This window comes from Streptomyces sp. NPDC024555 (assembly GCF_055559335.1).
This window is the reverse complement of record NZ_JBVHKV010000014.1, coordinates 17,471-32,359: the sequence shown is the minus strand read 5'-3', so window position 1 is coordinate 32,359 and position 14,889 is coordinate 17,471. Positions and strand designations below refer to the sequence as shown.

The window sequence follows — 14,889 nt, the reverse complement described above, 5'->3', positions numbered from 1 at the left end:
TCAGCGCAGCGACTCCGGCAGCTCGTCCCGGTACACCACCCCCAGCCGCTGCGTGGCCCGGGTCAGCGCCACGTACAGATCGTTCGCCCCGAACAACGCGGGCTCCACGACCAGCACATGGTCGAACTCGAGCCCCTTGGCCTGCCGGGGGCCGAGCAGCACCACCGGGCGGGTCAGATCCGGCTCCGCCCCGGCCGTGACGCCGTCGAGCCGGGCCGCGATCTCGGCGTGCAGCGTCGGCGGCGCGATCACACCGAGACGCCCCTCGGCCGGCGTCAACTCCGCGACCGCGCGGGCCACACCGCCCGCGAGGTCCTCGCCGGTGTGCCGCAGCCACGGCGCCTCGCCCGTGGACCGCACGGAGGCGGGCGGTTCGAAGGAGGGGTCCTGGGCGCGCCGCACCCGCGCCGCCAGCTCCATGATCTCGGCAGGCGTACGGTAGTTGACCCTGAGCGAGACATGCTCGAAACGGTCGCCCACGTACGGCTCCAGGATCTCCTTCCACGCCCCGATACCGGCCTCCTCCGAGGTCTGCGCCGGATCGCCGACCAGCGTCATGGACCGGCTCGGCGCGCGCCGCATCAGCAGCCGCCAGGCCATCGGGGACAGCTCCTGCGCCTCGTCGACGATGATGTGGCCGAACGCCCAGGTGCGGTCGGCCGCGGCCCGTTCGGCCGCGCTGCGGTGGTCGGCCTCCTCCTGCCGCTCCGCCATCCGCTCGGCGTCGATGATGTCGTGGGCGGCCAGCAGCTCGGACTCCTCGTCCTCGAACTCGAACGATTCCGAACCCCGCGACAGCTCCAGCACCCCCTGCGCGTAGGCGATGCGCTCCTGCCGCTCGGCCTCGGCGGCGGCGCGCTCGGCGCTGTCGTCGACACCGAGGAGTTCCGCCACCTCGTCCAGCAGCGGCACATCGGCCGGGGTCCAGCCGCCTTCGCCCGGGGCGCGCCGGATCGCGTCGGCGTCCGCGTCCGGGACGAAGAGGGGATCGGCCAGATAGCCGGCCAGGAACCCCTCCGGGGTGAGCGGCGGCCACAGCGAGTCGATGGCCTCGTGCACCGCCTCGCTGACCGCGACGGCCTTGCCGAGCTGGGCGATGTCGTCCGGTCCGAGGAAGTTGGGACCGCCGTACGGGTCCGCCCCGATGCGCTCGGTCAACTGCTCGGTCAGTGCGTCGATGACCCGGAACGCGAAGTGCGGGCGGGCCAGGTTGTGGGGCAGCCGGGTGTCCCGGGCGGCCTGCCGGGCCTCGTAGGCGATCTCCCAGTCGAGGATCAGATCGCCGTCGTCGTGGGCCACGATCAGCGGCGCACCGGGCTCGGGCAGGGTCTGGCGGTCGCGCACGGCCAGGGCCAGCGCCTCCGCCATCGCGGCCCCGCCCTTCACGGCGGCGGCGCGGGAGGTGTCCGTGTCCTCGGCCCGCACCCCCGGGAAGAGCTCGGCCTGCGTGGCGAGCAGCACCCCGGTCTCGCCCAGGGCGGGCAGCACCTCGCCGATGTAGCTGAGGAACGCCGGGTTGGGACCGACGATCAGCACGGCCCGCTTGGCCAGCAGCTCGCGGTGCTCGTAGAGAAGGAAGGCCGCCCGGTGGAGGGCCACCGCGGTCTTTCCCGTGCCGGGACCGCCCTCGACGACCATGACGCCCTGGTGCGGGGCGCGGATGATGCGGTCCTGCTCGGCCTGGATGGTCCGCACGATGTCGCCCATGCGGCCGGTGCGCGCCGAGTTCACCGCGGCGAGCAGCACGGTGTCCCCGCTGGGGTCCTCGAACCCGGTGCGCCGGGTGTCCGCGACGTCGAGGATCTCGTCGTGGAGCTCGGTGACCGTGCGTCCCTCTGTGGTGAGATGCCGGCGTCTGCGCAGCCCCATTGGGGTGTGACCGGTGGCGAGATAGAAGGGCCGGGCCACCGGTGCCCGCCAGTCGATGAGCAGCGGGGTGTGCGCGTCGTCGTCCTCCCGGATTCCGATCCGGCCGATATGGTGCGCGATGCCGTCGGTGAGATCGATCCGGCCGAAACACAGGGAACCGTCCACCGCGTTCAGCGCGGCCAGCAGCCCCGAGCGCTCGGCGACCTGCACATCGCGTTCCAGTCGGGCCTGGAGCCCGTTCCCGACCGGCGTCAGGGCGTCCTCGACCTGCTGGGCGGCAACCCCGCGCAGCACGTCGACCCGGTCGTAGAGCCGGTCGATGAATTGCTGTTCCTTCTGCAATTCGGCACTTTCCCGAGTTGACAAATTTGCTCCCTGGCAGATATGGTGTTTCTTGTGAGGCCCCCTTGAGGGGCCTTTTTTCGTGGGCACACAGAAACACTCAATATACGCCCCGAAATCCCGGGCCCGCAATTGCCGCCGATGGTTCACACGTCGGCGAGAACCTCCTGGAGCCGGGCCGCATAGGCGCGCGGATGCGTGGTGTTGCCGTTGTGTCCGCCGGGGAACGGCACGGGGTCGTGGCCGACCAGTTCCCCGAGGCGCCGGGCGCACTGCCCGACGAAGACCGAGGAAGACGTGGTGCTTCCCCGTGCGGCGACGATGCGCACGGGCGAGTCGCGCAGGGCCTTCGCGGCGAGTTCGGCACCGATGACGGCCGTGAAGTCCTGGCCGATGAAGAAGTCGAAGTTGGCCAGCCGCCGTGGGGTGAGCGGCATGGGCGTGAGGTCCGGCTCGGTGTCCTGATGCGTCGGATCGATGCCGAGCACCGCGGCTATCGCGGGAAAGGCCGCCTTCAATCCGCCTTCGCGGTAGACGGACTGCAGATGCGCCAGCTCGGCCACGTGCTGGGCCCGCTGTCGCGGGGGCAGCAGGGACGGGGTGACGGGATCGTGCGCCACGAGTGCGCGGAGCTGCCCGGGGTGGCTGACCGCGAGGTGCAGACCGATGGCGGCGCCCATGCTGCAGCCGAGCATCAGCGCGGGCTCGTCGGTCAGTTCGTGGAGGAGCCGGTGCACGTCGTCGGTGTGCTGCTCCATGGTCACGCCCCGCTCGGGGTGGGTGAGAGGGCTGCGGGAGAGGCCGCGGCGGTCGTACGTGACCACGCGGTAGCGGTCCACGAGCCGGTCGACCAGGTCGGTGCTGCGGGCGGCGTCGCCCTCGCCGCTCTGGGAGACGAGCAGCAGCGGGCCGGAGCCCCGGACCTCGTAGTGGAGCGTGGCGCCGTCGGTTGCGAGCAGCATGGATGCCTCCGGGCAGGGATGGGCCGGGTGGAGCGGCGGGAGTGCCGTTCCGTGCTCCGTAATCTAGTCCATCTATTTCGATACATCAAGAGTGATGCATCAATGTCGATGTACTGGCCGGGTGCGGGTGGGTCGGACGTGGTCGGGCGCGCTGGGTGCGGCCGGGTGCGGGAGGGGTCGGGCGCGGGTGGGCCGGAGGTGTTGGGCCGAGGGGCAATGCATCGACATCGATGTATCGGCAGTGATGGAGGCTGGGTAGCATGCGGGCCATGACGTCCTCCGAGATGACCCCCGTCGAGCTGTTCCTCCTCGGGCGGACCCTGATGAAGATCGGGGAGGAGTCCCTTCCCGAGCCGGCCTCGGATGCCGACGCGCACCGCACCGGTACCCGTGCCTCGCTCGTCGTGCTGAGTGACCTGCTCGGTCATCCGGACACGTCCGTGAGCGCGATCGCGCGGCGCACGGGACTGCCGCAGAGCCAGGTGTCGGGCGCCGTGGCCCGGCTGAAGAAGGCGGGCTCGGTCGAGACCGCTCCCGATCCCGCCGACGGCAGGCGGCAGTTGATCCGCAGGGCCCCCGAGATTTCCGACCGCGTGGCCGAGGTCCGGCTGTCCCGTATCGACGACGCGCTCGGCCGCGCGCTCGGCACGGACGACGCCGAGCGGCTGCGCGAGGTCGCCGACGCGCTCGATGTGCTCGCCCGGTATCTGACGCCCGAGGCCGTGGGCCGCCTGAGGCCGTGACCTCCGCCGGAGATTCCTCGCCGCGCTCCGACGCGCCGGGGAGGCGGCGGTCGCGTACTGCGTGAACCCGCACGTGAAGCGGTCCGGCGGGGTGTCCGGGCGGGGCGTTCGGTCCGGCCGTGCCCGGACCCCGCCCGAAACCGGTTCGGGCGGATTCCGGGACCCGCTGCACCCCGTCGACTAGTCAAGGAGTTGAATACTCACATCCTTGAATGCGGTGCGGCGGAACAGGAAGGCGGCCCCATGCCGAACGGTTCGTATCTGCGGTATGTCGCCCTGGGCGACAGTCAGACCGAAGGGCTCGGCGACGGCGACGACACCGTCGGACTCCGCGGCTGGGCCGACCGCTTCGCCGAACATCTCGCGGTCGTCGGTCCGGGCGTGCGCTACGCCAATCTCGCCGTACGCGGCAAGACCGCCGCCCAGGTCCGCGCCGAGCAACTGGAACCCGCCCTGGCGCTCCGTCCGGATCTGGCCACTGTCGTCGCCGGTGTCAACGACCTGCTCCGGCCCCGGTTCGACGCTGCGGAGACGGTCGGTCACCTGGAGGAGATGTTCGCCGCGCTCGCGGCCGCCGGTGCGCGCGTGGTGACGCTGACCTTCCCCGATGTGGCCGAGATCGCCCCCCTCGCCCGGCCCGTCAGGAACCGGGTGAGGGAACTCAACACCGGCATCCGCGAGGCGGCGGCCCGGCACGGGGTCGCGGTCGCCGAGACCGGCCTCGCCGATGTCGCCACCGACCCGCGCCTGTGGAGCCCGGACCGGCTGCACGCCGCACCGCTCGGTCACGCGCGGATCGCCGCCGCCGTCGCCGAGGCCGTCGATCTGCCCGGCAGCGACGACAGCTGGATGACGCCGCTCCCACCGCGCGCCCCCCGCTCCGGATGGCGTACGGCGACCGCCGAACTGCGCTGGGCGGCCGGATTCCTCGGTCCCTGGCTCGGGCGTCGGCTCCGCGGCCGCTCGTCCGGCGACGGCCGCACCGCCAAACGCCCCCAACTCCAGCCTGTCACCGCCGAGTTCTGAAACCGCCGTAGTCCTGCGACGGCCCCGCCCGCGCAGTCGGCACACCGGCTCCGCACCGCCGGAACCCCGCCTTCCGCCCTCCTCCGGACCCGTTGTCAGTGGTCGCACGTAGGTTCAGTGGAGTCCCGCCGATCCGGCGCGGACACCCCCTCTGTGCATAGGAGATGGCGCGTTGTCGGACTGGGAGAGGTCGAGTACGGCGCGGGTGGCGGCGCCCGCACGACCACGCAAACTGTCCAAGGTCCCGTTCGTCGAACTGGCCGACGGGCGCTTGCAGGGCGTGGTGTCGAGCGGCTCGGACATCGGACGGGTCTACGTCTCGTCGGTCGCGGCCGGCACCTATGCCTTCGCCTGCAGCACCAACAACAACCGGCCCTGCGGCGGAGCCCGGGGCTCGTTCTGCAATCACATCCGGGCGCTCGTCAACGAGGCCGTGCTCCAGTACGGAGCCGCCCGCGTCGCCCGCTATCTGAAGGCCGAGGACGGGGACGGGGAACCCACCGCGCACGGCGTCACGGCGCACATGAGCGCCGCCCGGCCCGCGCAGGGCGACAGCAATGACGCGGCCCCCGTCTTCAGCAGGTTCCTGCGCCACCTCGCCTATCTGGAACTCGCCCCGAGCACCGACCCGTTGCCGGAGATGCACTGGTTCCCGCCGACCCGGGCGGTGGCCTGATGCGTACGGATCTCCTGCTCACGCCCGTCACCGGTCTCGACGAGGCGCTGGCCGCCGTCGACGGCTTCGACGAGGCCCTCGTCTCCGGGCTCCTCCGCCCCCGCCCCGACCGGGCCGCCGGACTCGCCGCGTTCGCCGCGGCGCTCGCGGGCACCCCGCTCGCGACCAGGACCGCCGAGGCCACCGCCCGGACCGCGGAGGGATCCTCGGACGAGGACGACTACCTCGCTCTCGCGGGGGCCCGCACCGCGCTGCTCGGCTCGGTCCACGACGCGCTGACCGAGCGCATCACGGAAGCGACGGGACGTGAAACCGCGGAGAACACCTCCCCGGCCGGGACCGGGACGCCGCCGCCGGCCAACCTGCTCGCCGCCGCCCGCTCCTGGCTGGCCGATCTGGCCCGTGTCGGATGGACGGGCCTGGACCACGACACCGTCGCGGCCTCGGCCCCCGTCGTCTCCGCGCTGCTCCCCGACCCCTCGCTGCGCCGCCTCGCGACCCTGCTCGACGGCTTCGCCGCCGAACTCGCCGCGACGGGCCCGGGAACGGCGGCCGACCGGGTGCCCGCCCGCCGCTGGGCGGACCTCTGGGCCCGCGCGATGCTGCTGACCGTCCCCGGAGCGGCCACCGCCCCCGCGACGGAGACGGTGACCGGGCGGCTGCTGCCCCTCGGGGTCGACCTGCACGAACACCCCACGGCCGTCCAGGCCCAGGTGCACGCCGTGCTCGAACCGGCCGACGGCTCCACGCCCCGGCTGGTCCGCGCCGCGGCGTCCGCCCCCAAGCCGGACACGGTCGTCGGCGCCGGGCTCTGGCAACTGCTCCGCCCCCGGATGTCCCTGCTCGCGGCCCTCGGCGACGGCCTGTCGATGGACCTCGACGCCATGCCCGTCACCGCCGAAGGCGACCTGATCTGGAGCGACGGGCACGCCCGCGCCGGACAGCCGGCCGACCCGTTCGTCACCGCGCGGGTCGTGCTGCCCACCGCGTCCGACGCGCTCACCGCGCCGTTGGACCGTCATCCGGTGCGCATCGCCGTCCCCGTCTTCCTGGAGGGGTACACCGCGCACCAGGAGGACGACGGCCTCGTCTTCACGGTCGCGGGGCAGCCGTTGGCCGTCGACACCGACCGCGTCCCGGCCGCGGGCCCGCTCACGCCCGAGGCCGTCGCCGCGTCCGGAGCCTGCCTCGCCCTGCTCCGCTGGGACGCCGGCGCCTACCGCCTCCAGCCGCTGGCCGTCGAGGCCACCGTCCGGAAGAAGACCGTCGTGCTGCACGGCGGGGCATGGGCCGGCGGGACGACGGACAAGGCCGGTGTCAGGGCGGAGAAGGCCGCCACCGACGCCGTCGCCGTCCTCCGCGAGCGCGCGGGAAGGCTGCTGCGGAAATGACCGATCCCCGCACCGCCGCGCCCCCGGACCCGGCGCTCGCGCCGCGCACACCCGAGGCCGATCCGCACGAGAACCGCCGCCAGGTACTCTACTGGCGCCTGCTCGCCCGGCTCTTCGACCCGGAGGAGCAGGCGGGCCTGGAATCCGCCGGACTCGACATCGTCGAGGACCTCGGGCTGCCCGCCGCGCTTCTGGACCCGCAGGCGTCCGTCGACTCGGTCGTGCAGCGCCATCCGGAGCTGGCCGGCGAGTTCGACGGTCTGATGACCCCGGACCCCGAGGACGTCCGCGACCGGGCCGCCGAGGTGCGCCGCGCCGCCCTCGTCTCCAAGGTGCTCCTCAACGTCTTCTCCACGGGCTCCGGCACGGTCACGGCCGAGCAGCTGGCCCGCTGGCAGTCGGACGCGGGCTGGCTGGAGCGTGCCCTCGGCCACGAACCCGGCGATCTGCGCGGCGGCCGGGCCGGCGGCTCGGGTCAGACCGGCGCCGCGCCGGGCACGGGCCCCGAACTCGGCTCCCTCGAAGCCGATCTGGTCCGCCGCATGCGGCTGCGCGAAGTGCTCGGCGATCCCGTGCTCGCCGCGCGGCTGACCCCCAGCATGTCGCTCGTCGAGCAGTTGCTGCGCGACAAGAGCAACCTCTCGGGCATCGCCCTGGCCAACGCGAAGGCCCTGATCCGCCGCTTCGTCGACGAGGTCGCCGAAGTGCTGCGGACCCAGGTCGCGAAGTCCACGGTGGGCGAGCTGGACCGCTCCGTGCCGCCCAAGCGCGTGTTCCGCAACCTCGATCTCGACCGCACCATCTGGAAGAACCTGACCAACTGGAGCCCGGAGGAGGAGCGGCTCTACGTCGACCGCCTCTACTACCGGCACACCGTCCGCAGGACGACGCCCCAGCGGCTGATCGTCGTGGTGGACCAGTCCGGCTCCATGGTCGACTCGATGGTCAACTGCACCATCCTGGCCTCCGTCTTCGCCGGACTTCCCAAGGTGGACGTCCATCTGATCGCGTACGACACACAGGCGCTCGACCTCACCCCCTGGGTGCACGACCCCTTCGAGACCCTGCTGCGCACCCAGCTCGGCGGCGGCAACGACGGACCCGTCGCCATGGCGATGGCCCGTCCGAAGATCACCGACCCGCAGGACACGGTGATGGTCTGGATCTCCGACTTCTACGAGTTCGACCGCTCCCAGCCGCTCTTCGAGGGCATCGAGGCCGTCCACCGCTCGGGCGTGAAGTTCATCCCCGTCGGCTCCGTCACCAGCTCCGGCCGCCAGCAGGTCAATCCCTGGTTCCGCGAGCGGTTCAAGGCGCTCGGCACCCCGGTCGTCTCCGGCCACATCAGCAAGCTCGTCCACGAGCTCAAGACCTTCCTCGCCTAGAAAGGCCCCTCCATGTCCGACCTGTTGCGCGCCCCCGCCGAGATCAAGTACGCCGAGGAGCTGGCCTGGCTCGAATCCGTCGACGATCACCCCAAGCCGTTCTCCTGGCGGCTCTCCCCGAAGATGGTCCGCCTCTTCATCCTGGGCTCCGAGCGCTCCGACGGCCTCGACCGGGAGATCACCCAGAAGTGGTACGGCGACCGCAGCTTCGTCGAGCGCTCCATCGTCACCCTGGCCTCCGACCGGGGACTGCTGCTCATCGGTGACCCCGGCACCGGCAAGAGCTGGCTGGCCGAACTGCTCTCCGCCGCCATCTGCCGCAACTCCACGCTGGTCGTGCAGGGCACGGCGGGCACCACCGAGGACCACATCAAGTACTCGTGGAACGTCTCCATGGTCATCGCCAAGGGACAGTCCCGCGAGTCCATGATCCCCTCACCGATCATGACGGCGATGGAGAACGGGGCGATCGGCCGCTTCGAGGAGCTGACCCGTTCCACCAGCGATGTACAGGACGCGCTGATCTCGATCCTCTCCGAGAAGTACATCTCCGTCCCCGAGCTGGACAGTGACAACATCGTCTTCGCCAAGCCGGGCTTCTCCGTCATCGCCACCGCCAACAGCCGCGACCGGGGCGTCAACGACCTCTCGTCCGCGCTCAAGCGCCGCTTCAACTTCGTACGGATCCCGGTCGTCACCAACAAGAAGAGCGAGGCGGAGATCGTCCGCTTCCGCACCGAGGAACTGCTGCGCCGGCACAGCATCGAACTGGACGTGCCGCCGACGCTCCTGGACGTCCTGCTGCGGAGCTTCGCCGATCTGCGGGCCTCCGCGGCGGCGGCCGCGAGCGACGACGAGAAGCTGGAGTCCTCCCTCTCCACCGCCGAGCAGATCGGCGTCCTGGAGGACGCGATCCTGCACGGCGACTTCTTCGGCGAACGCGACCTCACCGCCCGCACCCTCGCCTCCTCGCTCGTCGGCTCGCTGGCCCGGCGCGACCCCGAGGACCTGGCCATCCTCAACAAGTACCTGCACGGGGTCGTCGAGCCGCGCAGCAAGGAGGAGGGCGGTTCCTGGCCCGAGTTCCTGGAGGGCGGCCGCGACGCGATCGCCACGCTCTCGTGACCGCCCCCGACCGGCCCGGATTCGAGGCGCTGCGCACCCAGTTGCAGGACGCCGCCGCGACCTTCGCGGACGGCCCCGACGCCCTGGAGAGCATCCTCCTCGGCATCGTCGACGACGTGGACCGCGCGGTGCGCGAGCCGCTGGAGATCTTCCCGGTCTGCCACCACTCGCCCGCGTCCGCGCTCGCCATGGCCCGCCGGCTGCGCGAGAAGCAGCCCAAGGTGGTCTATCTGGAGCTGTGCGAGGACATGGCACCGCTCCTGCCCGAACTGCGCAACTGCACCCTGCCCGTGGCCGTCCAGGCGTTCGCGGCGGAGATCGACGGCTTCCCCGCCGACTGGGCCCCGCTGTCGGTGGTCGCCCCCCTCACGGAGGCCTCCGCCGAATACCAGGCCATCGCCTACGCGCTCGACACCCCGGGCGTCGAGCTGGTCCTGGTCGACCGCTCCTCGGACCACGTCTACCAGTGGGACGCGCGGTCCGAGCCCACCGGTGACACCGCCCCGCCGACCGACGAGCCCACGGCGGCCGGGGAGGGGGAGGCCAGGACCGAGGAGGCGGCGCTGCACGGGGACGCCGTGGGCGTCGAGATCGGCGACCTGCGCCCCCGCTTCGCCGAACTGGAGGAGCACCTGCTGCGCCACGGCAAGGTGCGGCACTGGTCGGAGTGGTGGCACCAGTACGTGGAACTGCCGCTCGGCGACGGAGACCACGACACCTACCGCCAGGTCATGCTGCTGATCGGCAGCCTGTTCCGGCATCTGGCCCCCGGCGACCCCCACCGGGTGCGGGTCGACGAGGACCGCGAACGCCATATGTGGAAGCGGATGCGGGACCATCTGGCGGCGACCGGGACCGACCCCGCCGACTGCCTCTACGTCTGCGGCGCCTTCCACGCGGCGAGCCGCGTCCCGGAGTTCGGCGTCCACGGCACCGACACCTTCGAGATCGGCCCGCGCACCGCCACCACCTGGCAGCACGGCCTGATCCCGTCCAGCCACGCGGCCATCGAGACGCAGTTCGGTCTCGCCCCCGGCTCGGTGTCGATCGCCGCGTCCCTCTGGGCAAAGAACGTCAAGCGCACCCGCGTCAAGCCGTTCCGGCTGGCCGGCCAGGCGGGTGCGAAGGCCGCGAAGTCCGCGAAGTCCGCGAAGGCGACCGCCCTCCCGGCCCCGGAGCCGGAGGCGCCCGCGACCGACCGGCTCTCCGGCTTCCTCGCCCAGGCGCCGGTCCCGGACCGACTGGACGAGGCCGAACTGCTCGGCTGGTGCGTGGAGATCGTGCGCGCCGCCCGGCGCAACGGCTATCTCGCTTCCACGGCCGACGCCATCGCGGTGTTCGAGACGTCGATCCTGCTGGCCGGGATGCGCGACCGGGCCCGGCCGACGCCGTACGACTTCCAGGACGCGGCCGTCACCTGCATCGAGAAGGACACCGTGCCCGGCCGGCGCGATGTGCGCCGCCTCGTGGAGATCATGATGGGCGGCGACCGGATCGGCCGGGTCGGCTACGACGCCCTGCCGCCGCTCGCCCGTGACGTCCACGACCGGCTGGCCGTCCTCGGCCTCCGCCTCGAACAGCGCGGGGTCCGCCGGGCGCTCCTGGACCTCGCCTCCCGTCCGGAGCTGGAGCCGTGCTCCGACGTCCTGTGGATGCTGCGCCGGCTGATGCCGCCGGGCGCCGCCCGGCCCATCATGGGCGAACGGCGCCTGGGGGAGCGCTCGATCCAGGAGTCCTGGGACCTCGCCCTCGGCACCCATCAGCGTGCGCTGATCGAGCTGGGCTACGAGGGCGTCAGCATCGAGCAGGTCCTGGAACAGCGGCTGCGCCGCATCGCGTACGCGCCACAGAGCACGACGGCCACCGTTCTGGAGGCGGTCGAGGACGCGATCCTCTACCTGCGCAGCCGGCGGCTGGCCGACGAGCTGGGCACCCGGGCCCTGGAGGTGCTGGCGGCCGAGCGGACGGTCGACGGGGCACCGGACGTGCTGCGCAGGATCCGCCGGCTGCTGGCGTACTACCGGACGGCCGAGCCCGTCCTGCCCGCGTGGATCGAGGCCTTCGTCAAGACCGGCTACGCGCACTACTGCACCCTGCTGCCCACCGCGTGCGCCGACGAGGACGCCACCGTGGGACAGGTCGCGGCCATGCTCGGCTTCCTGTTCAGCATGGAGGGCCTGGCGCTCTCGCTGGGCTGCGACCGCGCCCAGCTCCGGCTGGCGCTGGCCCAGTCGCACCCGAAGGACCCCGCGAGGACGGCCCTGCTGTGGGCCGCGCAGGTCCAGCTGGGCCACCTCTCGCGCGAGGAGCTGCGGGCCCGGTTCGCCGGACTGCTGGACAACCCCCTGGTCGTGCCGGCCTATCCGCGCTACCTGAGCGGTCTGGTGCATGCCCTGGAGCCGGTGCCCGCGCTCTGCGACCTCGTCGTGGAAGCGGTGTCCCAGGCCTTCGGCCGGCTGCCCGACCCCGTGCTCCTGCCGTGGCTCCCGACCCTGATCACCACCCTGCGGGCGGGCGGCGTCGACCTCGCCCCGCTGCTCATCCGCGAGGCCGGACGCACCTTCCCCGCCCGGCTGGCGGAGCTGGACGGCTGGATACCGCCGTGGCGCGTCGTGCCGGATGCCGTGTCCCCGCACGGGACGGACGCCGGCGGGGCGCCCGGCTGCGCCCTGCTCGGCAACCACCGGGAGACGTGCGACGCGGTCGCCGCGCTGCTGGGCAGCGAGGAGCCGTGGGCGACTGCCGGAACGGGGACGGCGGGCGCGGTGCTCGTCGGCAGGTATCCGCGGACCGCGTCGGCCGTGGGGGCGCTGCTGGAGGGCTGAGGAGCGGGGGACGGGAGCGGGCCGGCGGCGGGGAGGCCCGGGTCCGGTGGGCGAGGCCACCGTTCGACGCGAAAGGTAAGGTGACCCTAAGTTGCCCGTCCCGTCCTCTGGAGCCTCGCTCATGATCACGTCCGTGCCGCCGCGGGACACCCCGCGGCGACCGCCCCGAACGGCGCGACCGGAACCCCTGGAGCGGCTCGCCGAACCTGCGGGCACCCTGCCGGCCCCGGACGCCGTCGAGGAGTTCTGGGCGGCGGCGGCCGCGGGCGGAACGCCGCTCGTCGGAGCGGATCCCCTGGGCACCGGCGACCACGCCGCCGTGACCTTCCTGTGGCGCGGGGCCCCCGGGACCCGCGCCGTGCAGGTGCTGCCGAACAAACTGGGCGACCCGCGCGCACCCGAGGCCAATCTCATGGAACGGGTGCCCGGCACCGATGTCTGGCACTGGACGCTGCGGCTGCGCCGCGACTGGCAGGGCACGTACGACTTCTACGTCGACGAGGGCGACGGACCGGACCGCGGGGACCCCGGCTACTGGCCGTGGCTGCGCACCCGGCGCCGCCACGACCCGCTGAACCGGCGGTGGCTGCCCCGCCGCTGGAGCGGCGACCCGGTCTCCTTCGCCCGGCTGCCGGGTGCTCCGGACGACCGCGACTGGCAGCCGCGCCCGGACATCGCACGGGGCGAGGTCTCCGTGCACACGGTGGACTCCGCACGGCTCGGCGGCGGCCGCCGGGTCTGGACGTACCGTTCGGCGGGAACCGAGGGGGCGAGCGGCCTTCCGGTGCTCGTCCTTCTGGACGGCGAGCACTGGCAGCCGCACCTCGCCGTCGCCCGTCTGCTGGACAACCTCGTGGCGGCGGGCCGGATCCCGCCGCTCGTCGCCCTGCTGCCGGACTCCGTCGACGCGGCCACCCGCTGGGCGGACCTCACCTGCGCCCCGCACTTCGCGGCCTTCCTCGCGGACGAGTTGCTGCCCTGGGCGGCCGCGCGTCTGCCGGTCACGGCGGATCCCGCGCGTACGGTGATCGCCGGTCAGAGCCTGGGCGGACTCACCGCCGCCCACACCGCGCTGTCGGCCCCCGGCCGCTTCGGCGCCGTTCTGGCGCAGTCGGGTTCGTTCTGGTGGCCGGACGGTCCGGACGCCGAGTGGCTCACCGCCCGGATCGCCGAATCCCCCCGGCTGCCGGTCCGCTTCCGGCTCTCGTTCGGGCAGCAGGAATGGGTCGCGCTCCCCGCCGCCCGCCGCCTCCGCGACACCCTCGCGACGGCCGGCTACACCGATGCCACGTACCGGGAGTTCAACGGCGGTCACGACTATCTGTGGTGGCGTTCGGAATTGGCGGACGGGCTTGTGGAGTTGCTGGGCGGACCCACCGCCGCCCCCTGATCCACGGGGGGCAGGGGCGGCGGAGTGCCGTGCCCCGTCACCGAAGTGACGGGGCACGGGGTCAGCCGGCCATGGCCGCGCGGATGTCGTCGAGGACCGAGACGGCCGCCTGCGCGCCGCCCAGGCTCGTCCACTTGCTGCCGTCGACGACGGTCGCGTGGTGGGCGCGGACCGCCTTCAGCTGCTGGTAGGCGGGCTTGCGGGACAGCTCGTCCAGCAGGCCGCGGTCGGAAGCGGTGGAGGTGAGGGTGCCGATGAACAGCCAGTCCCCGTCGATCTCCCCGAGGTTCTCGTCGCTGATCGGCGTCGAGTGTCCCTCGCCCTTGTCGTTCTGGATGCCGGGGCGGGTGAAGCCCAGGTCCTTCAGCACGTCGCTGATGAAGACGCCCTGCTGCATGACGGCCGAGCCCTTGGCGGAGTAGCGGGCGACGGACACGCTCGCACCGGCCTCGGACCCGAGGTCCTTCGTGAGCGTGGCGGCCCGGGTCTCGTAGTCGCCGAGGAAGGTGGCCGCCTCGTTGCTCCGGCCCAGCGCCTTGCCGGTGAGCGTGAGCGCCTTCTTCCAGTCCTTGGCCCCGCCGATGGTCACGACGGTGGGGGCGACCTTGCGCAACTGCTGGAGTACCTGCTGGTCGGCGATCTGTCCGGCGAGGATGACATCGGGGTCGGCCTGGACGACCTTCTCGATGTCCGGTCCGGTGACGGCTCCCACCACGGGGATGCCCTTCGCCCGGTCGGCGAGGTAGCCGGGGGCGCCCTTCTGACCGCGGCCGGCCGTCAGCCCCACCGGCTTCACCCCGAGGGTGAGGGCCGCGTCGAGGTCCATCTCGCTGAGGACCACCACGCGTTCGGGAGCCGAGGGGACCTCGACCGAGGTGCCGGTCGCGTCGGTCACCCGGGTGCCGGCGGCCTTGCCGGCCGTATCGCCGGAACCGTCCGGGTCCGAGGAGCCGCAGGCCGTCAGGGCCAGGGCGCAGAGGCCGACGAGCGCCACGGCCGGCGAGGAGCGGAAGGGGCCACGGGAGAAGAGGGTCGAATGGGGCGCCATGGCCAGAAGTCTCCGTATGCGTTCGAGTGATGAGGGGTGGTCCGGCGGACGTGCCGCCTGACCGGGAGCGGAACCGGACCGGGCGCGGGCCGCTTCCCGGACCGGGG

11 protein-coding genes are annotated in these 14,889 nt (G+C 72.7%); 8 read left to right on the top strand and 3 right to left on the bottom strand.

Annotated elements, in window-relative coordinates; all coding sequences use genetic code 11:
- Positions 1-2,211 carry a HelD family protein gene (locus tag ACZ4FH_RS24345; protein WP_467307335.1) on the bottom strand — a complete coding sequence of 737 codons (2,211 nt, stop codon included), beginning with the start codon at positions 2,209-2,211 and terminating at the stop codon, positions 1-3.
- Positions 2,212-2,357: 146 nt separating this feature from the next.
- Complete coding sequence (locus tag ACZ4FH_RS24340) at positions 2,358-3,173, bottom strand: alpha/beta fold hydrolase (RefSeq protein WP_467307334.1); 816 nt, start codon at positions 3,171-3,173, stop codon at positions 2,358-2,360.
- 269 nt (positions 3,174-3,442) lie between these two features.
- On the opposite strand from ACZ4FH_RS24340, the gene ACZ4FH_RS24335 reads away from it, so the two are divergent.
- The 8 genes from ACZ4FH_RS24335 to fes all read left to right on the top strand — a co-directional run bounded on the left by ACZ4FH_RS24335 (position 3,443) and on the right by fes (position 13,734).
- Complete coding sequence (locus tag ACZ4FH_RS24335) at positions 3,443-3,916, top strand: MarR family winged helix-turn-helix transcriptional regulator (protein WP_467307333.1); 474 nt, start codon at positions 3,443-3,445, stop codon at positions 3,914-3,916.
- 243 nt (positions 3,917-4,159) lie between these two features.
- Positions 4,160-4,942 carry an SGNH/GDSL hydrolase family protein gene (locus ACZ4FH_RS24330; RefSeq protein ID WP_467307331.1) on the top strand — a complete coding sequence of 261 codons (783 nt, stop codon included), beginning with the start codon at positions 4,160-4,162 and terminating at the stop codon, positions 4,940-4,942.
- A 172-nt stretch (positions 4,943-5,114) separates the two neighbouring features.
- Positions 5,115-5,618 carry a hypothetical protein gene (locus ACZ4FH_RS24325; protein ID WP_467307330.1) on the top strand — a complete coding sequence of 168 codons (504 nt, stop codon included), beginning with the start codon at positions 5,115-5,117 and terminating at the stop codon, positions 5,616-5,618.
- Positions 5,588-7,009 (top strand): hypothetical protein, encoded by a 1,422-nt coding sequence (locus tag ACZ4FH_RS24320; protein WP_467307573.1) that lies wholly within the window; start codon positions 5,588-5,590, stop codon positions 7,007-7,009. The genes ACZ4FH_RS24325 and ACZ4FH_RS24320 overlap by 31 nt, the downstream gene beginning before the upstream one ends.
- A complete protein-coding gene (locus tag ACZ4FH_RS24315) occupies positions 7,006-8,394 on the top strand; it encodes a VWA domain-containing protein (RefSeq protein ID WP_467307328.1) in 1,389 nt (462 codons plus the stop codon). Before ACZ4FH_RS24320 ends, ACZ4FH_RS24315 begins: the two co-directional genes overlap by 4 nt.
- Positions 8,395-8,406: 12 nt before the next feature.
- A complete protein-coding gene (locus tag ACZ4FH_RS24310; protein WP_467307326.1) occupies positions 8,407-9,519 on the top strand; it encodes an ATP-binding protein in 1,113 nt (370 codons plus the stop codon).
- Positions 9,516-12,344, top strand: coding sequence for a DUF5682 family protein (locus tag ACZ4FH_RS24305; protein WP_467307324.1), 2,829 nt, complete (start codon positions 9,516-9,518; stop codon positions 12,342-12,344). Before ACZ4FH_RS24310 ends, ACZ4FH_RS24305 begins: the two co-directional genes overlap by 4 nt.
- Positions 12,345-12,465: 121 nt before the next feature.
- Entirely contained in the window at positions 12,466-13,734 is a 1,269-nt protein-coding gene (gene fes / locus ACZ4FH_RS24300; RefSeq protein ID WP_467307323.1) for an enterochelin esterase, read from the top strand.
- Between the two features lie 61 nt (positions 13,735-13,795).
- On the opposite strand, the gene ACZ4FH_RS24295 is transcribed toward fes, so the two are convergent.
- Entirely contained in the window at positions 13,796-14,782 is a 987-nt protein-coding gene (locus tag ACZ4FH_RS24295) for an ABC transporter substrate-binding protein (protein WP_467307321.1), read from the bottom strand.
- Positions 14,783-14,889 lie beyond the last annotated feature (107 nt).